We start from the raw sequence: 19,085 nt of genomic DNA, 5'->3' as shown, positions 1-19,085 counted from the left end.
ACAGCAATCCTTATTTTGAAAAAATAAACGGGACAGCACTTGCCTGACGAACATCAAATAGCAATGCGATAGCTTTGCGCATTTCAGGTTCGGTAGCACCACCACTAAACGCAGCCAAACGTAGGGCTTTTTCTTGGATTTCCGCTCGCGATAGCGTATTGCCTGGATCACCTTTAGGCTCATCGACGCGACCTTCATAAATGCGACCATTTTTAAGATAGACCTTGACCTTACCAATCCAGCGCTGCGGATAAGCTTGATCAACCTCGGGATCTAAAACCATACTCACCCGATTACGTAGGGCACGAATCTCGGGATCATGAAAGTGTTTAGTGAACTCATCGAGACCGGCAAATTGATATTTACAAATTAGCGCTAGAACCGTGCCCATTGAAAATTTGGACTGATGTAAGGTAGTTGCCTCACTAGCGGGCCCAAGAACATCGATCGCGCCCTGATGGACCAGGGTCTCGATGCGGTCAATCTCATTCATCTGCACAGCGTGTTTTTGAATCACTTGCAATAAAGCATCTGCTGCGGGATGAGTATGACGACACGAGGCATGATATTTGAACGAGGTCTCCGCCAAACACCAACGCGAGCCTAGTCGATCAATTAATTTTTCAGGATTGGCATCGGTTGATGTGCCTGCTGCAAGACCTTGAACGCCCTCGAGTATTTTCTGGGCACCAGTAAATCCGGCTTGTGCCAAGTAGGCGGACATCAGGCCAGTGGCGCTGGCATGCGCAGTATGCAGCTGCTTGGAATCCGCAGCATCACGCAAGAACTCCCAAAGGCCAGCCGATTGCGTACCAGCCGAACCAAAGGCATGCAGCATTTGCTCCGGACTCAATTTGAGCAAACGACTAACAGTTGCGGCAGCCGCTAAGGTACCAGCGGTTCCCGTAGTATGAAAAATTTTGTAGTGGGAGCGGCCCAAGAACTCACCGACTCTAATGCCGACCTCGTAGCCAACCACAGCAGCGGTTAAGAACTCACGGCCACTCAGTTGTTTGGCCTGCGCAAGCGCTAATGCCGCTGGAAATACGATGGTTCCTGGATGAAAGACCGAGCCGTTATGAACATCGTCTTGTTCAACGACATGCGATGCTGCGGCATTGGCTAAGCACGCAAGAAATGGACTCGATATCGAGCGCGATACAATGATTTCTGCGGATCCGGCAACCGCAGGTTGCGAGACTGGTCCCATCGATTGGGCAAATTGCGTAATGATCTCAATTGGTTTTGCACCTTTGCCGCCAATCGCAGAAGCAAACCAATCGACTAATAAATCTTCCGCCCGTGAAATGACATCTTCGGGAATGTCTTCAAATTGCAATTGGCTTGCAAAGCACGCAAGTTCAGCAGAGTAATGAGTCGTCATCGCTATTTGCTCAATACTGCTTTGGCTTGCATCGTTAGCCAACCCTCATGATCTTCTGCCCAGACCCGCAAGGTTTGACCGCTCGGATCATCACCATCTAACGCGGCATTCACTTTCATGCGATGGATGTCAAAAGTTGGACGAATCGCTCTGAACTCAAAGGATTGCAGCTTTCTGCCAGGGTGATGTTCTCTAACCAGATCCACTAAGAGCGTGGCGATCAAGGGACCGTGCACGATCAAGCCTGGGTAACCTTCCTCTTGGGTGACATAACTGCGGTCGTAATGAATGCGGTGTCCATTAAAAGTGAGTGCGGAGTAACGAAACAAAAGAACTGGATCGGGATTAATCACCTTGGTCCACTGCGCATCGCGAGGGGCGGGTGTTGGAGCTGGTGGTTTCTCATCAGGACTTGGGGCTGCTCGGTACACAATGTCATGCTCTTCAGTTAAAGCAAGCCCTTTTTGATTGGAGATTTGATGTTCAACCAGGACAAACAGCAAATCACCGGTACGCCCTGATTTGTGAGTGACCGACTTAATCGTGGATACGCGCTCGATCGCATCCCCAATTTGGAGTTCACCCACCCAACGCAGTCGACCACCGGCCCACATGCGACGTGGTAGTGGCACGGGTGGTAAGAAGCCGCCGCGCTTGGCATGACCATCCGGACCAATTTCGGACTGTTGAGGATGAGGTAAGAAATACAACCAGTGCCATAGCTCTGGCAAAAAGATACCCGGTTTTGGCTCAGGATCATTACGGTCGAGGGTTGCAGAAAGAGCGCGGTAAGGTGCGGCGGTCACTTGATCTGGATAACGCTCGGATTTACCAATCCACTCTTGGAGATGGGATAGTGTGGCTTCGTCGATTCTCATGACACCATTATGCCAAGTTTGGCATCAGGCTTATCGATCAATATCTAGGAAAACAGCCCACCATTGGCAGCAAACAGAATACCCAAAAGTCCCGCTAGACCTAAGGTACGAATGACACCCCATTGGAGTCGTAGCATCAGAACTAAAGACGCCAAACAAATGAGAAGTGCAAATATCGATAAGCCACCCGAGAAGCCCTTCGGAAAAAATACCTGATAGGCAAAGAACACCCCAAGGTTGGCAATCACACCAACCACTGCTGCGCTGATCGCGGTGAGTGGTGCAGTAAAGCGTAAATTACCGTGGGTTGATTCAATCAAAGGGGCGCCTAGAAAAATAAATAAGAAAGACGGTAGGAAGGTAAACCAGGTCGCCACGCAAGCCCCCAGTACTCCTCCCCAAAAACCGAGGCCACCCAAGACCGTGTCATTAGCAAACCCTGCCAGGAAGCCCACAAAAGCAACCACCATGATGAGCGGCCCTGGTTTGGTCTCGCCCAAGGCCAAGCCATCCATCATTTGTGGGGCTGTTAACCATTGGTAATGTTCGACAGCACCTTGAAAGACGTAAGGCAGGACTGCATACGCGCCCCCAAAGGTTAGGAATGCTGCTTTGGTAAAAAACCAAGCCAATTGTGGATAGAGCGATTTCCAACCCTCAATCAGAATCAAAACGACTAGTGGGATGAGCCACAACAAAACCCCAATGCTTAAATGTCGATAAAGACGACTTGCATTATGGCGAGCATGCTCTGGCGTTGGGGTGTGATCATCAATGAGAGCTTGAATACCAGAGTTACTACGATGAGATGGTGTGTGGGCCTGATGCGCGAAAAGAGATGGGTGGCGTTGACCTAACCAAAATCCAAAGAGTCCTGCGCTCACAATAATGAGTGGGAATGGAACATTAAAAACAAAGATGGCGATAAAGGATAGGAAGGCAAGCCAGGCCAGTATGGCGTGACGAATACTGCGTTTTGCAATGCGGATGACCGCCACGATCACAATCGCGGTCACTGCCGGTTTGATTCCCTCAAACAGTGCAGCAATCAAAGGGGTTTGACCAAACCCCAGATAAATCCATGAGAGCGCAATCAGAATCAAGAGCGAGGGCAGAATAAATAAGGTGCCCGCCAGAATGCCACCCCAGGTTCGATGCATCAGCCAACCTAAATAAGTAGCTAATTGCTGAGCCTCTGGGCCAGGTAGCAGCATGCAGTAATTAAGGGCATGCAAAAAACGACGCTCGGAGATCCAACGTTTTTTCTCGACCAGTTCATCATGCATCATGGCAATCTGAGCGGTCGGCCCGCCAAAACTAATAAACCCGAGCTTGAGCCAGTACGCTAATGCCTCTCGTAGCGGTATTTGTGGCTGAGATTGATCTGAGGAAGTGATTTCTAAACCTCATCCATGCCACCAACCACTTGGCTAAAGCCGTTGTCGACATAAATAATCTCAGCGGTAATACCGCTAGCTAAGTCGGATAGCAAGAATGAGGCAGCATTACCAACATCATCCACTGTCACATTGCGTCGCAGAGGAGCCGTTTTTTCAACCGCATCTAGAATTTTTCCAAACCCTTTAATGCCCGAGGCGGCCAGAGTTTTAATCGGACCAGCTGAAATACCATTGACCCGAATGCCTTTGGGTCCCAGTGAGCCTGCTAAATATCGAACCGATGCCTCGAGGGATGCTTTGGCTAGCCCCATGGTGTTGTAGTTGGGAACGTTACGCATTGAACCTAAATAAGTTAGGGTAAGAAGGGCGGCATTCGGGCTTAACATGGGCAGTGCTTCTTTTGCCATTGCTGGAAAGCTATACGCTGAGATATCGTGAGCAATCTTGAATGCTTCCCGACTCAAACCCTCCAGAAAATCGCCAGCAATTGCCTCGCGGGGGGCAAATCCAATTGAATGGACAAACCCGTCAAATTGGGGCCAGGATTTTCCAAGATCTTCAAACAGAGCATGGATCTGTTCGTCGCTACCGACATCGCAATCAAAAATGAGTGAGCTATTGAATTCTTTAGCAAATTCCGTAATGCGGTCTTTAAAGCGCTCACCCACATAAGTAAATGCCAGTTCTGCACCCTCGCGGTGGCAGGCCTTAGCAATGCCATAGGCGATTGAGCGGTTGGAGAGGAGTCCGGTAATGAGGATGCGTTTACCGCTTAAATAAGCCATGATGAGTCCTTTACTTCAAAATTGATTTGCTATCTACAATTGTTGCATATGCTAAGCCAATTACCCCTGCGATCATTGCCAAGCCAGTTTGGGGCGTATTGGCGGTCTCTTTTGATCACGCTACTGTGCTCAATGCTCATTTTCCCTCTGGGAGTCGAGGCCGCTCAGGGCATCGCGCAATATGGCAAACCCAAATATGCCGATGGTTTTGCCCATTTTGACTATGTCAATCCGAATGCGCCACGCGGTGGAACACTCACGCTACCCAATCCAGACCGCCGCACCAGTTTTGATAAGTTCAACCCGTTCACCTTGCGGGGTGTGACTGCCCCTGGTATCGGTGCTTTGATGTTTGAGTCATTGGCGGTGAGCAGTGCAGATGAGGTCTCGAGTGTCTACGGCTTAATCGCCGAAGATATAAAAGTAGCGCCAGATCAGATGTCGGTGACCTTTCGTTTAAGACCTGAGGCGCAGTTCTCCGATGGCAGTCCGATTTTGGCTGACGATGTCAAACACAGTTTTGATACGCTCATGAGTAAACTTGCCAATCCGCAATACCGCACAATTTACGCCGATGTCAAACAGGCGGTGGTGGTATCGGAGCGCGTGATTCGGTTTGACTTTAAGACCCGCAATAGCGAGTTACCTTTGATGGTCGGCGGTATACCTGTTTTTTCTAAGAACTGGGGCAAGAAAGCCGACGGCAGTCATACTCCCTTTGACAAGATCACCTTTGAACATCCAATTGGTAGCGGCCCTTACTTAATTGAGTCCTATCGCGCAGGTAAGTCGATGATCTACAAGCGTAACCCGAACTACTGGGGCAATAAGGTGAATGTGCGGGTGGGATTCTTTAACTTTGATCGGATTGTCTACAAACTCTATAGCGATGATGCAGTGCGCTTAGAGGCATTTAAGGCGGGTGAGTTTGATGCGCTCGTCGAGTACCGCGCAAAAAATTGGGCGAAGAGTTATGTGGGGCCCAAATTTAATAATGGCACTCTGATTAAAAAAGCGTTTCCCAATCACAACGGTGCTGGAATGCAGGGTTTTGCGATGAACTTGCGTCGTCCTATTTTTCAGGATGTACGAGTTCGCAAAGCTCTTGGATATGCATTGGATTTCGAATGGCTCAATCGCCAACTCTTCTACGATCAATACAGTCGGATTGAAAGTTATTTTCAGAACAGTGATTTGAGTGCTAACTACCAGGGTGAGACCGTGCCCACCGCCGCTGAACTCAAACTCCTAAAACCCTTACAGGCGAAGTACCCTCAATTTGTACCCGAGGCGGTGTTTGGGGCAATGCCGCCAGCACCGAGTACCACACCGCCCAGTAGTTTGCGTAGCAATCTTCGCAAGGCGAAAGAGCTATTGGCAGAAGCTGGGTGGACCTATCGCGATGGCGCACTTCGTAACGCAAAAGGGGAGGTATTCCGATTTGAAATCGTCGAAGATGGCCCATTCTTTTTGCGGATTCTGACCGCCTATGTACGTAATCTGGAGAAGTTAGGGATTAAGGTAGATATTCGCACTAGCGACTTTGCACTTCATCAAAAACGCATGGATGACTATGATTTTGATATGACCACCATTCGCTTTCCCGACACTCAAAGCCCAGGGAACGAGCTCTACGATCGTTATGGAAGTGCAGCAGCCAAGGAGAGAGGTTCTGATAATGTCATTGGCGTGCAATCACCGGTCGTGGATGCATTGATTGATGCGATTGTGCGGGCTGAAACGAGAGAGCAGTTGCAAGCTGCAACCCGTTCGCTCGATCGTGTGCTGTGGAATAGCTACTATGTAGTGCCGCATTGGTACAGCCCAACCCATCGCATTGCATACCGTAAAGAAATGGGCTACCCCAATCCGCCCTTGTATTACTCAGCCGAATCATGGATTTTGTCAACCTGGTGGTTACAGGAGGCGCGCAAATGAGCTCCGAGATTCTGATCTACATCATTAAGCGGGTTTTGCTCATGATCCCCACCTTGCTTGGGGTTTTAACTCTGACTTTTGCAGTGGTGCAATTTGTTCCTGGTGGGCCTGTCGAGCAGCTGATGCTCGAACTTAAGGGTAAGGGCGATGCAGCGGTCGGTGGTGAGTCCTCGGGAGGTGGCGTGACCTATCGTGGACGTCAAGGGGTGGATGCCGAACGGCTTGAGCAAGTCAAAGCCTTATATGGGTTTGATAAACCTCCGCTTGAGCGCTACTTCATGATGCTCAAACGCTTTGCGCAATTTGATTTGGGACAAAGCTACTACCAACACAAAAGCGTTTGGGATTTGGTGATCTCAAAGTTACCTGTCTCGATCAGCATCGGCCTTTGGACCTTCTTTATCAGTTATTTAGTGTCGATTCCCTTGGGAATTGCTAAAGCGGTCCGCGATGGCACGCGTTTTGATCGCGTCACCAGCACGATGATTTTGGTGGGCTATGCGATCCCGGGATTTGTCCTGGGGGTATTGCTATTGGTACTCTTTGGCGGAGGAAGTTTTCTGCAAATCTTTCCTCTGCGCGGCCTGACCTCCGATAACTGGAGTGAGCTGAGTTTGATTGGCAAAGTGTTGGATTATCTGTGGCATTTGGTCTTGCCCATCACCGCGTCTGTGCTAGGTAGCTTTGCAGTGATTACGATGCTTACGAAAAATTCTTTTTTAGAAGAGATTCGTAAGCAGTATGTCTTAACCGCCCGAGCAAAAGGGGTGAGTGAGAACAAGGTACTGTGGAAGCATGTCTTTCGGAATGCCTTAATTCCGCTGATCACTGGATTTCCTGCCGCATTTATTGGCGCCTTCTTTGCTGGCTCACTCTTAATTGAAACCCTGTTCTCTCTTGATGGCTTAGGTTTACTTTCCTATGAAGCAGTGATGCGCAGAGACTACCCTGTAGTGTTTGGCACGCTCTATCTGTTTACCTTAATAGGCCTAATTACAAAGTTAATTTCTGATCTTTGCTATGTGCTGGTAGATCCCCGTATCCAATTTGGCTCTGGGGGTGGATCGTGAGCAAATGGCTGCGCTTTAAAGCGAATCGCTTGGGCTATGTCAGCTTATGGATATTCTCGATCCTGTTTGGTTTGAGTTTATGCGCAGAGTTGATCGCGAATGACAAACCTTTAGTGGTGCGCTACGAGGGTAAGTTCTATTTCCCCTTAGTCAAAAATTATCCAGAGACCGTCTTTGGGGGCGACTTTGCTACGCGCACCGATTATCTCGATCCGGATATTAAAAAGAATATTACCGATGGATCGAACTGGGCCATTTACCCCCTCATTCCCTATAGTTTTGAGACCCTCAATTACTTTGCCAAAGAGCCTAATCCAGCAGCACCCTCGGCGGAGAACTGGTTAGGTACCGATGATCGGGGGCGCGATGTATTGGCACGCCTCATCTATGGATTTCGTTTATCCATTCTGTTTGGCATCGCGTTGACCGCAGTGGGTGTGGTGGTTGGAGTGATTACTGGTGCGCTGATGGGATTTTTTGGCGGACGCTTTGATCTCATTACCCAACGCATCATTGAGATTTGGTCAGCGATGCCCGAGTTATATCTGCTGATTATTTTTGCTTCGATCTTTAACCCTAGCGTGCTCTTACTGATTATTTTGTTAGCGGCATTTGGATGGATGGGTTTATCCGACTACGTGCGTGCCGAGTTCTTTCGTAATCGCGCTCTTGAGTATGTGCGTGCGGCCAAAGCCTTGGGACTGACAAATGCCCAGATTATGCGGCGGCATATCTTGCCAAATAGCTTAACCCCTGTCATTACTTTTTTACCGTTTCGGATGAGTGCGGCGATTCTGTCACTCACGAGTTTGGATTTCTTGGGATTGGGAGTGCCTCCTGGAACTCCTAGCTTGGGGGAGTTGCTATCGCAGGGTAAGGCAAACCTTGATGCCTGGTGGATTTCGGTGTCGACCTTCGTAGTGCTCGGGGGCACCTTGCTCTTATTAACATTTATGGGCGAGGCATTGCGAGATGCCTTTGATTCTCGCAAGAGCAACCCGTTAACAGGGGCGCGCGCATGAGCTTATTGCGCTATGAGCAACTCTCAATCTCATTTGGTACTGGGCGACGAGAGAAGTATGCAGTTCGTGAACTCGATCTGAGCATTGCGCCAGGTGAGCGCATTGCCTTGGTTGGTGAATCCGGTTCCGGAAAAACACTCTCCGCACTGGCGCCGCTGCGCCTCACCCCAGAAGGTGCTCGTCTGCAGGGCCGGATTCTCTGGCAACGCGAGGATGGCACAGAAGAAAATCTATTAGATTTATCGATTGAGCGTATTCGGGAGGTTCGGGGGCGGGAGATTGCGATGATCTTTCAGGAGCCAATGACCGCGCTCAATCCCTTGTTTACCATTGGCAATCAAATTGTTGAAGCAGTTCAGGTGCATGAGCCCTTAATGCCTTTGGAGGAATGCCGCCAGACTGCCATTACGCTTCTGAAGAAAACCGGGATTTTGCAAGCAGAAGAGCGTTTTTATGCCTATCCCCATCAGTTATCGGGTGGTCAGCGTCAACGCGCCATGATTGCGATGGCGTTGGCATGCAAACCACGTTTGTTGATTGCCGATGAGCCAACCACTGCTTTGGATGTGAGTTTGCGTCTTCAGATTTTGGATTTACTGTGCGATCTGCAAGAAGAAGCGAAAGAGCGGGGTGGCATGGCGATTCTATTAATCACGCATGACCTCAATTTAGTGAAGCATTTTGCAAACCGGGTAGGGGTCTTAAATCAGGGGTGTCTGGTGGAGGCTGGATCAACGCATGAGGTTTTCTCGCACCCCACGAATCCTTACACGGAGCAATTGGTGAACAGTCAACCTGAGCGTGAACTGCTACCGGTAGTGCCATTGGCCCCCGTTTTATTAACCGCTCATCAATTAAGTGTCTCTTACCCGCAATCCAATTTTGCTAATGGTGGCTTGCGCTGGCGGGATTGGTTTAGTAAAGCGAAGCGCCATCAAGTCCTCAAGCCCTTAAGTCTGCAACTCAAGCAAGGGCAAACGATTGGTGTGATTGGTGAATCTGGTTCTGGGAAAACAACCTTGGCCATGGCCATTCTGGGATTGCTTGGAGAGACAAGGGCCAAGGTGGAAGGTGATGTCTCGGTCTTGGATCAATCGTGGTCAACGCTAACTCCAATTGAGCGTCGTGCAATGCGCGCCCATTTGCAGGTGATTTTTCAGGACCCCTTTGGTTCATTATCACCACGCATGACTATTTTTGAGATTGTGTCCGAGGGTTTGAGTGTTCATCAACCGCATTTGTCTTATGGCGAACGGGAGACCAGGGTGGTTGAGATCTTGCGTGAAGTTGGTTTGGATCGTTCCGCTCTCCAGCGCTATCCCCATGAGTTTTCTGGTGGGCAGCGCCAACGAATTGCGATTGCGCGCGCGCTGATTCTGAAGCCACAAATACTGGTACTCGACGAACCCACTTCGGCCTTGGATGTTTCGATCCAAAAACAGGTCTTAAAGTTGCTTAGTGAACTTCAAAAGAAGTACAACCTTGCCTATCTCATCATTAGTCATGATCTAGCGGTGATCCGGGCAATGTCACATGAACTCATGGTGTTGCGCTCTGGAGAAGTGGTGGAGTATGGCGAGACTGAGGCGATGGTTCGTGATCCCAAAGAGCCCTATACCAAAGCATTATTTAAGGCGGCGGAGCTGACCTAGAAATAAAAATCGATATAAAACAATTACTTAAGAATCAATATTCGGGATGAACTTGCTTTCCCTTTTAGTTCGGTTTTGCTAGAATCCATTCATGCCTATTCGTAAGCACATGATCCGTTTACCTTTTCAATTCCTAACCGCCATGGTTTTGGGTGGATTGGTATCGATTGCCAGTGCTAACACTGCTACAGATACAGTAGCTAAAGAGGCCCCAAAACCAGAAGTTCGGATTGAGGGCAATTCTTCCTACTTTGCACGCTTTACCCATCAGGTGGTGGATTCGGTATCCACCAAAACCGAAGCCCTGATTAATGAGGCGATGCAATTAATTGGGGTGCGATATCGCTGGAATGGTGATTTGCCACAATCCGGTTTGGACGCGAGTGGCTTTGTGCGTTTTGTGTTTAAAGATAAATTGGGTTTTTTGCTCCCACCTAAGTCCTCGCAAATGAGTAAAGTGGGTAAACCCATTTCTCGGGAGGAGTTAGAGCCCGGTGATTTGGTGTTCTTCAATACGATGCGCCTCACCTTTTCACACGTTGGTATTTATGTGGGCGATAACAAATTCATTCACTCCCCATCAAAGGGTTCAGCAGTCCGAGTTGATGACTTAGCAAGTGCCTATTGGGATAAGCGCTTTGATGGCGCGAGACGCTTAGATGGAACTGATGAGTTAAGCAATGCTGAGCGTAATGCCCTCATTCAGGAAGCAAAAAAGTTACGCGCTCAGCCACGTAAGCTTTAATCCTATTTCAATCCTCGTAGCTTTTCTTTAATCTCACCCGCTTTTTCTTGAGCGGCGAGCTCGCCAGCGAGAATAGCGGCGTTACGCGCTCTAAAGTCAGCACTTCCCATCTGCTTAAGTTGAGGCGTAATCACAATATCTGCCTTTGCTAACTCGTATTGATTGATGCTCTGCTGCATGATGCTGATGGTCTGTTGCAATAAACCAAGCGTGCCCGTGGCATTAAATGCGCTCGCATCGGAAGAAATATTGACGGCAATCACAAAAGTGGCACCCATCTCATGCGCATAACGGACGGGCACGGGAGCGACTAATCCGCCGTCGACATATTCACGTCCTTGAATCAGTGCGGGCTGAAAGACCCCGGGCACAGCGCAGGATGCCCGCACCGCTAGACCGGTATCGCCTCGACGAAAGAGAACACCTTTACCGGTTTGTAATTCCGTGGCAACAATTCCGAGTGGCAGGGTCATTTGTTCGATGGTTCTATTTTGGACCTCGCGATTGACCATGCTTTGCAATGCATCGCCTTTGATTAATCCACCAAAGCGCCCGGCAAAGGGGTAGGCCCAGTCTGCAAGGGCTGCCTCATCTAAATTGAGCCCAATCCGATTGAGCTCCAGTCCGCTATAACCAGAGGCATATAGAGCGGCAATCACGCTTCCTGCGCTTGAACCTACCACGAGATTGGGACGAATTCCTTGAGCCTCGAGGGCCTTAATTACTCCAATATGTGCAAAACCCCGGGCAGCACCAGAGCCAAGAACCAGTGCAATGACTGGGGTTTTGGGGCTGTCACGAAACATGCTGCACCCAGGGAGGGTGCTTATTCCAGCAAGACCTAAGCCTTGCAAAAACACGCGACGATTTGGAGAAAATAAGAACATTTGGCTATTGTATTGACCCTACCCTATAATGGAGCGACGGGTGTAAATTGCTTCGCAAGCGACTTGACCTCCTTGGATGGCTGGCCTTTTCCCATAATAAGAATTGCTGTGAGTGATGCCGGCGCAGTCCATAAACACCCCAACCTTTTTTGACGATTGTGAATAAGCCTCTAAACAGCCTAGCTGTTTGATACAACATATGGATAACGATCACTACAAGCGGGTCATCGAGACCGCCTTAATTTGCGCCCAAGAACCATTAACGGTAAATGAGCTGGGTCGACTCTTTGTGGATCCGCCTTTGGCTAATGCAGACCTGCAGAATATTTTGTTGGAAATTCAGAAAGAGTGGCAAGACAAGGGGATGGAGCTGGTTAGCATTGCAACGGGCTGGCGTTTCCAGAGCCGCCTTCAGATGCGCGAGTATTTGGATCGTCTCACCCCAGAAAAGCCACCAAAGTATTCAAGGGCAGTGCTTGAGACCTTAGCGATCATTGCCTATCGTCAGCCTGTCACTCGAGGAGAAATTGAGGAAGTGCGTGGCGTGGTTGTGAGTAGTAATGTGATGCGTCAGTTGGAAGATCGTGGCTGGGTGGAAGTGGTTGGTCATAAAGAGACGATTGGTCGACCAGGCCTTTATGCCACCACCAAACAATTTTTAGACGATTTGGGTCTAAAAGATTTGCAAAGCTTACCAATGCTCGAGGATGGCTCCATATCCGCAGAAGCATTAGGACAAGCCGTAATTGAGTTTGATGCCGATGCCACGGTGGAGACCGTTATTCCGCTTGAGTCGTCCACTGAGAGTTCTGAGAATGACAAGTCCTGAAAACGATTCTTCCCAAGTAAGTGCCATCCCAGATATAGCCGATGGCCCAACTTCGCGAGACGAGGGTGGTGAGCAACGCAAAGATCGGGGTCCGCGGCGGTTTAATAAATTCAATAACAAATCCCGTCCAGGCAAGTTCAACAAAAATAAGCGTCACTCCGGAGGTTCCGCAAATGAAAATCCGAAGGCAGCTGCATCAGCCTCTCCTGAGTTAATTGCCGAGACCGAGGCCTTATTTGCAGCTGTGGTCTCCGGGGAGTTTGATGCTGCTCTTGAAGCCCCTGAGCCTGTAGAGGCTGTTCGTGATGATCCTGCAGAGATATCGCATGAGGCTGGTGTTGAGCGGCGTGCCGGTAAGGCGGGCGAGGAGGAATCTGAGGAGCCTGAGTCTTTAAGTGATCTTGAGCGTTTGCAATTTGCGAGCGTTGATGAGTTACCCCTGAGTTTGCGCGATGAGGTCTGGTCTGATCTCGATGGTTTAGATGATGATGCGGATGATGAAGATACGGTTAAGCTTCACAAAGTCTTGGCAGATGCAGGCATGGGATCACGACGCGAGATGGAAGATCTGATTATTCAGGGTCGTGTTTCAGTGAACAGCATGCCGGCCCACATTGGGCAGCGTGTTGGCCCCAGCGATATTGTTCGCATCAATGGTAAGGTCGTGCATCGCAAGATCCCGACGAAGCCCCCTCGTGTGATTCTGTATCACAAACCCGCTGGAGAAATTGTGAGTCAGGCCGACCCCGAAGGACGCCCCAGCGTGTTTGATCGCTTACCAAAACCTCGCCAAGGCCGCTGGATTGCTGTAGGCCGTTTGGATTTCAACACCGAGGGATTGTTACTCTTCACGACCTCAGGAGAACTCGCTAATCGCTTAATGCATCCACGTTATGGAGTTGAGCGTGAATACGCGGTGCGTATTTTGGGTGAGCTATCGGCGGAATCTGCCGAACAATTAAAAACAGGTATCACGCTTGATGATGGACAGGCGCGTTTCTTGCGTTTGAGTCAAGGCGGTGGTGATGGCGCGAATCGTTGGTATTCAGTTGCATTGACTGAAGGGCGTAATCGTGAAGTGCGTCGGATGTTTGAGGCAACTGGTCATGTGGTGTCACGTTTGATTCGAACCCGTTACGGTATTTTTATGTTGCCACCGCGTTTGCGTCGCGGGAAGTGGGAAGAGGTGCCGATGGAGAGCGTGGCGCAACTGATGCGGATGGCTGGTCTGAAGCTGCCCCAGAATATGGCAAAAGATAAAGGTCAGTCTCAGGGTCGATCCTCGCGAATGGACCCAGTGAGCGATCCCAACTTTCAGCCTGATCCCATGCAAACCTCCGTATCGTATTGGGGATCCAAGGAGGCGCTCACGCTAGCCACTCACCATGGGCATGGGGTATCGCACTTACCTGGTCAAGGTCGAGGTGCAAATGGTGGTGGAGGGCGCGGCGGCTTTGGGCAAAAACCCTCGCACTCCAGAGGAGGCAAATCGGGCTCACCCCGTTCGAAGGGTCAAAAAGTTCATCACGCCAGTGGCTTTAGTGCCCCAGCGGGCAATAGCACTGGGGGTCAGCGGCGACCCAATAAGGGTAAGCCGTTCAAGGGCCCACGCAAGCCCCGAAATTCAGGTGAAAGTTTCTGATTTCTCAGTGATTTTTCTGATTCAGGTATAATTCATACATACACCGGCTGATGTTGACATCAACGTAGGCTGGCCTGTTCTGGTAATGAGGAATATGGGCTTGTAAGCCCATTTTTTTTTGCCAAATGCGTTGTAAATGCAGTTTTCTAACAGCGGTTGATTTGTGGGGAAGATGTGAAAGAACAGCAGATTATTTCTGCCGAGGTGCGCAATTTGGGCTACTCGCTTGTTGATATTGAGCGTGAGGGCCGTGGTTTATTGCGGGTCACGATTGAGAACCCCGACTATGAGCGCATGATCACCGTTGAAGATTGCGAGAAGGTGAGTCATCAGTTGACCTACACCTTCGCGGTTGAGAACGTGCCGTACGAGCGACTCGAGGTCTCGTCACCTGGCTTAGATAGACCGATTAAGTCTGGTGATGATTTTGTTCGGTTCGCAGGTTTGGAAATTGAACTGAAGTTACGAATTGCAGTAGGTAATCGAAAGAATTTTAAAGGGGTGTTGCAAGGCCTGATATCTGGGGTTGTCAACACACCGGATGCAAAGTTTAGTTTGTTATTTGAGGCGAGCGATGGCTCTCCAGCCGAACTGGAATTTAGTTTGTCTGAAGTAGAAAAAGCTCGTTTGGTCCCTGTTATTGATTTCAAAGGAAGAAAATCATGAGTCGTGAAGTTCTCATGTTGGCAGAAGCCCTGGCCCGTGAAAAAAATGTTGATCGTGAGATCGTATTTGAAGCTCTTGAGTTGGCGCTTGCCTCGGCAACCAAAAAACGGTACACCGAGGATGTTGATATTCGAGTTTCCATTGATCGCAACAGCGGTGAGTATGAGACCTTCCGCCGCTGGTTGGTGGTTCCCGATGAAGCTGGTCTTCAGGAGCCCGATAAAGAAATTTTGCAATTTGAGGCCAAAGAGCAAATCTCCGATATTGAGACGGGCGATTACATCGAAGAGCAAATCGAATCCTTAGCCTTTGGCCGGATTGGTGCCCAAGCCGCTAAGCAGGTGATCTTGCAACGCATTCGCGACGCCGAGCGTGAGCAGATTTTGAATGACTATCTGGAGCGCGGTGAAAAAATTATGACCGGCACCGTCAAGCGGGCGGATAAAAATGGCCTGATCGTGGAATCGGGTCGTGTCGAGGCATTACTGCGTCGCGATCAAATGATCCCCAAAGAGAATTTACGCTCTGGCGATCGTGTGCGTGCTTATATTCTGAAAGTGGATCGTGAGGCACGTGGTCCTCAAATTGAGCTCTCGAGAACATGCCCTGACTTCTTGATTAAGTTGTTTGAGAACGAAGTGCCCGAGATTGAGCAGCGTTTACTAGAAATTAAGGGCGCTGCTCGCGATCCTGGCATCCGAGCCAAGATTGCTGTAGTGACCCATGACAAGCGCATTGATCCGATTGGAACCTGCGTTGGTGTACGTGGCACTCGTGTAACCGCAGTGCGTAATGAAGTGGCGGGCGAGGCTGTTGATATTGTTCTATGGTCTGAAGATCCAGCCCAATTTGTGATTGGTGCATTAGCGCCTGCACAAGTGTCATCGATCGTAGTTGATGAAGAGCGTCATGCGATGGATGTGGTGGTTGATGAAGAAAACTTGGCGATCGCGATTGGTCGCAGTGGTCAGAATGTTCGTTTAGCTAGTGAGTTAACCGGCTGGCAAATTAACATCATGACCCCAGAAGAGTCTGCCGAGAAGTCTGAAAAAGAATCCGTGGCGGTGCGCCAACTCTTTATGGACAAACTCGATGTGGACCAAGAGGTCGCTGATATTTTGATCGAAGAGGGCTTTAATTCTCTTGAGGAAGTTGCCTACGTGCCGCTTTCTGAGATGCTTGAGATCGACGCATTTGACGAAGATACCGTCAATGAGTTACGGACTCGCGCGCGCGATTCCTTGCTGACCATGGAGTTAGCAAAAGAAGAGCGTCTCGAAGAGGTCTCTCAAGATTTGCGATCGCTTGAAGGTCTCTCCACCGAATATATTGCAACCTTAGCCGAGAACCAAGTGCATACGCGCGATGATCTGGCTGGATTGGCTGTAGATGAGCTCGTTGAGATGACGGGTATGGATGAAACAGCAGCCAAAACGCTCATTATGAAGGCGCGCGAACATTGGTTTAATGCATGAGGGGAAGCGCATGGCGACAACAACTGTAAAAGCATTAGCCGAGGAGCTCAAACGCAGCCCCGCTGATTTATTGGAACAACTCAAGGCCGCTGGAATCGATAAGGAATCCGAGGCTGACAAGATCACCGATAAAGATAAGACCGCGTTACTGGCTTACCTTCAAAAAGCACACGGCAGTGCTGAGCCTGGTGTTCGTAAAAAGATCACTCTTACCAAGCGCGAGACCAGCGAAATCCGTCAAGCAGATTCAGCGGGGCGAACCCGCACCGTGCAAGTTGAGGTGCGCAAAAAGCGTGTTTTAGTTAAGCGTGATGATGCTGGTAAGGCAGATGAGCCGACTGAGGCAAAGCCAACTGCAGCAGTTGAGACCAAGCCTATTCTTTCCGATGAGGAGTTAGAAAAGCGTGCCGCGGAGGCTGCTCGTCAAGCGGAACTCTTGGCGCGACAAGAAGCCGAAATGAAAGCGGCGAGTGAGGCCAAGCAAAAGAAGATAGAGGCTGAGCAAAAGCCAAGCAAAGTAGAGGCCGAGCAAGAGGCTGCTAGCAAAGAGCAGGCCAAAAAGGAGTTGGCTGAACTGCAATCACGCCGCGCGGCGGCAGAGGCTGAGGTGTCGGCAATTCGGGACATGATGAGTGCCCCGGCGCGCGTACTAAAAGCCCCAAGTGAGATCGCCAGTGAAGAGGCTAAAAAAGGCACTTTGCATAAGCCAGTTAAAGCAGATGGCGGCGATGATAAGAAAAAGCCCACCAAGGTTGGCGGCAAACTGATTAAGTCTTCTGAGACTTCCTCCACCTGGCAAGAAGAGGGTGCAAAGCGCAAGGTTGGCCTAAAAACGCGCGGTGACCTTACTGGCGGCTTAGGCGGCGGCTGGCGAACGGGCGGGGGTCGTAAGAAGCAGCAGCATCAAGACGATAACCCAGCGAGCAATTTCCAGGTACCCACTGAGCCGATTGTGCGTGATGTGCATATTCCAGAGACCATTACCGTAGCCGATCTAGCCCACAAAATGTCAGTCAAGGGCGCTGAGGTTATCAAGTTACTCATGGGCATGGGTCAGATGGTGACGATTAACCAAGTGCTGGACCAAGATACTGCGATGATCATCGTGGAAGAGATGGGCCATAAAGCCCATGCTGCTAAATTGGATGATCCAGAGATTGATCTTGGTGCGGCGGCTGAAGATGCCCCATTGATGCCAAGACCACCTGTTGTAACCGTAATGGGTCACGTCGATCACGGCAAAACATCGCTCTTGGATAAGATCCGAGTTGCGAAAGTGGCCGCTGGTGAGGCAGGTGGTATTACACAGCATATCGGTGCGTATCACGTCGAGACTCCACGTGGTGTCATCACATTCTTGGATACCCCAGGTCATGAAGCCTTTACAGCCATGCGTGCACGTGGTGCAAAGGCGACCGATATCGTCATCCTAGTGGTGGCTGCCGATGATGGCGTGATGCCGCAAACGCGTGAAGCGATTCATCATGCGAAAGCTGCCAATGTACCCTTAGTGGTAGCGATCAATAAGATCGATAAACCCGAAGCTAACCCCGATCGCGTGAAAACCGAACTGGTGAGCGAAGAGGTAGTACCTGAAGAGTACGGTGGTGACTCACCATTTATTGGAGTGTCTGCAAAAACTGGTGAAGGTATCGATGCTTTGCTGGAAAACGTATTGTTGCAAGCCGAGGTGTTGGAGCTTAAGGCTCCTAAAGAGGCGCCTGCCCAGGGGATTGTGATTGAAGCGCGCCTAGATAAAGGGCGTGGTCCAGTCGCTACTGTACTGGTTCAATCTGGCACATTAAAGCGTGGCGATATGTTATTGGCTGGTCAGTCCTATGGTCGTATCCGTGCGATGTTGGATGAAAACGGCAAATCAACCAATGAAGCAGGACCATCGATTCCGGTTGAGATTCAGGGTTTATCGGAAGTGCCCGATGCTGGAGAGACCTTCCAAGTAGTCGCTGACGAGCGCAAAGCCCGTGAGATTGCCCTGTTCCGTCAAGGTAAGTTCCGAGACGTCAAGTTGGCCAAGCAACAGGCGGTCAAGTTGGAGAACATGATGGAGACCATGGGCGAGGGCGCCGTCGAAGCTAAGATTTTGCCGATCATTATTAAAGCCGATGTGCAGGGTTCGCAAGAGGCTCTCTCACAATCTCTGCAAAAGCTTTCTACCGATGAGGTGAAGGTGCAGATCGTACACGCTGCCGTTGGTGGTATTACAGAGACTGACGTCAATCTCGCGATTGCCTCGAAGGGGGTGATTATTGGATTTAACGCGAGGGCTGATGCGGTAGCACGTAAGCTGGCTGAGAGTAATGGCGTGGATATTCGCTATCACAACATTATTTATGATGCGGTCGATGAAGTGAAAGCAGCCTTAAGCGGCATGTTGACACCAGATAAGAAGGAAGAAATTACTGGATTGGTTGAGATCCGACAGGTCTTCCATGTGTCCAAGGTTGGGGCCATTGCAGGCTGTATGGTGCTCGATGGGATCGTACGCCGTAACTCACGAGTGCGCTTATTACGCGACAACGTCGTAGTGTGGACCGGTGAACTCGACTCCTTAAAGCGCTTCAAAGATGATGTGAAAGAAGTGAAAGGTGGATTTGAATGCGGCCTTTCCTTGAAAAACAACAATGACATCCAAGAGGGTGATCAACTCGAGATCTTTGAAGTCACCGAGGTCGCAAGAACCCTGTAATCATC

General features: G+C 49.9%; 15 protein-coding genes. 10 read left to right on the top strand and 5 right to left on the bottom strand.

The genetic code is table 11. From position 1 onward, the window contains the following. Positions 1-10: 10 nt before the first annotated feature. Genes QUE64_RS06540 through fabI form a run of 4 tightly spaced genes read right to left on the bottom strand, consistent with a single transcriptional unit; the run spans position 11 to position 4,447 of the window. Positions 11-1,384: an MmgE/PrpD family protein gene (locus QUE64_RS06540; RefSeq protein ID WP_286225035.1), complete on the bottom strand. Its 1,374-nt coding sequence runs from the start codon at positions 1,382-1,384 to the stop codon at positions 11-13. A 2-nt stretch (positions 1,385-1,386) separates the two neighbouring features. Continuing rightward, complete coding sequence (locus tag QUE64_RS06535; RefSeq protein ID WP_286225034.1) at positions 1,387-2,262, bottom strand: HTD2 family dehydratase; 876 nt, start codon at positions 2,260-2,262, stop codon at positions 1,387-1,389. 44 nt (positions 2,263-2,306) lie between these two features. After that, positions 2,307-3,659 carry a chromate efflux transporter gene (chrA, locus tag QUE64_RS06530; protein WP_286226191.1) on the bottom strand — a complete coding sequence of 451 codons (1,353 nt, stop codon included), beginning with the start codon at positions 3,657-3,659 and terminating at the stop codon, positions 2,307-2,309. 2 nt (positions 3,660-3,661) lie between these two features. Continuing rightward, the gene (gene fabI, locus QUE64_RS06525) at positions 3,662-4,447 is read right to left on the bottom strand and encodes an enoyl-ACP reductase FabI (protein WP_286225033.1); all 786 of its coding nucleotides are present in this window, start codon (positions 4,445-4,447) and stop codon (positions 3,662-3,664) included. A gap of 132 nt (positions 4,448-4,579) precedes the next feature. On the opposite strand from fabI, the gene QUE64_RS06520 reads away from it, so the two are divergent. The 5 genes from QUE64_RS06520 (at position 4,580) to QUE64_RS06500 (ending at position 10,874) form a co-directional block, all read left to right on the top strand. Then, positions 4,580-6,385 (top strand): extracellular solute-binding protein, encoded by a 1,806-nt coding sequence (locus QUE64_RS06520; RefSeq protein ID WP_286225032.1) that lies wholly within the window; start codon positions 4,580-4,582, stop codon positions 6,383-6,385. A gap of 8 nt (positions 6,386-6,393) precedes the next feature. Then, positions 6,394-7,455, top strand: a complete 1,062-nt coding sequence (locus QUE64_RS06515; protein WP_286224750.1) for a microcin C ABC transporter permease YejB — start codon at positions 6,394-6,396, stop codon at positions 7,453-7,455. Next, the gene (locus QUE64_RS06510) at positions 7,452-8,477 is read left to right on the top strand and encodes an ABC transporter permease (protein WP_286225031.1); all 1,026 of its coding nucleotides are present in this window, start codon (positions 7,452-7,454) and stop codon (positions 8,475-8,477) included. Before QUE64_RS06515 ends, QUE64_RS06510 begins: the two co-directional genes overlap by 4 nt. After that, on the top strand, positions 8,474-10,129 hold the full coding sequence (locus QUE64_RS06505; RefSeq protein ID WP_286225030.1) for an ABC transporter ATP-binding protein: 1,656 nt from the start codon (positions 8,474-8,476) through the stop codon (positions 10,127-10,129). The genes QUE64_RS06510 and QUE64_RS06505 overlap by 4 nt, the downstream gene beginning before the upstream one ends. Before the next feature lie 91 nt (positions 10,130-10,220). Next, positions 10,221-10,874 carry a C40 family peptidase gene (locus QUE64_RS06500; protein WP_286223265.1) on the top strand — a complete coding sequence of 218 codons (654 nt, stop codon included), beginning with the start codon at positions 10,221-10,223 and terminating at the stop codon, positions 10,872-10,874. Positions 10,875-10,876: 2 nt separating this feature from the next. Here the strand turns inward: QUE64_RS06500 and QUE64_RS06495 are convergent, their stop codons facing one another. Continuing rightward, positions 10,877-11,761 (bottom strand): patatin-like phospholipase family protein, encoded by an 885-nt coding sequence (locus tag QUE64_RS06495; protein WP_286225029.1) that lies wholly within the window; start codon positions 11,759-11,761, stop codon positions 10,877-10,879. Positions 11,762-11,960: 199 nt separating this feature from the next. Between QUE64_RS06495 and scpB the strand changes: the two genes are divergently transcribed. From scpB to infB, 5 genes are all read left to right on the top strand, one after another. Continuing rightward, positions 11,961-12,590: an SMC-Scp complex subunit ScpB gene (gene scpB / locus QUE64_RS06490; RefSeq protein ID WP_286225028.1), complete on the top strand. Its 630-nt coding sequence runs from the start codon at positions 11,961-11,963 to the stop codon at positions 12,588-12,590. Continuing rightward, a complete protein-coding gene (locus tag QUE64_RS06485; protein ID WP_286225027.1) occupies positions 12,577-14,232 on the top strand; it encodes a pseudouridine synthase in 1,656 nt (551 codons plus the stop codon). The genes scpB and QUE64_RS06485 overlap by 14 nt, the downstream gene beginning before the upstream one ends. Positions 14,233-14,406: 174 nt before the next feature. Then, complete coding sequence (gene rimP, locus QUE64_RS06480; RefSeq protein WP_286223261.1) at positions 14,407-14,898, top strand: ribosome maturation factor RimP; 492 nt, start codon at positions 14,407-14,409, stop codon at positions 14,896-14,898. After that, entirely contained in the window at positions 14,895-16,373 is a 1,479-nt protein-coding gene (gene nusA, locus QUE64_RS06475; RefSeq protein WP_108508796.1) for a transcription termination factor NusA, read from the top strand. The genes rimP and nusA overlap by 4 nt, the downstream gene beginning before the upstream one ends. Before the next feature lie 10 nt (positions 16,374-16,383). Next, positions 16,384-19,080 (top strand): translation initiation factor IF-2, encoded by a 2,697-nt coding sequence (infB, locus tag QUE64_RS06470; protein ID WP_286223260.1) that lies wholly within the window; start codon positions 16,384-16,386, stop codon positions 19,078-19,080. The last annotated feature ends 5 nt before the right edge of the window (positions 19,081-19,085 follow it).

Origin of the sequence: Polynucleobacter sp. HIN7 (assembly GCF_030297595.1) — a bacterium.
In the GTDB taxonomy this organism is placed as follows: domain Bacteria; phylum Pseudomonadota; class Gammaproteobacteria; order Burkholderiales; family Burkholderiaceae; genus Polynucleobacter.
This window is presented reverse-complemented; position numbering and strand designations above follow the sequence as displayed.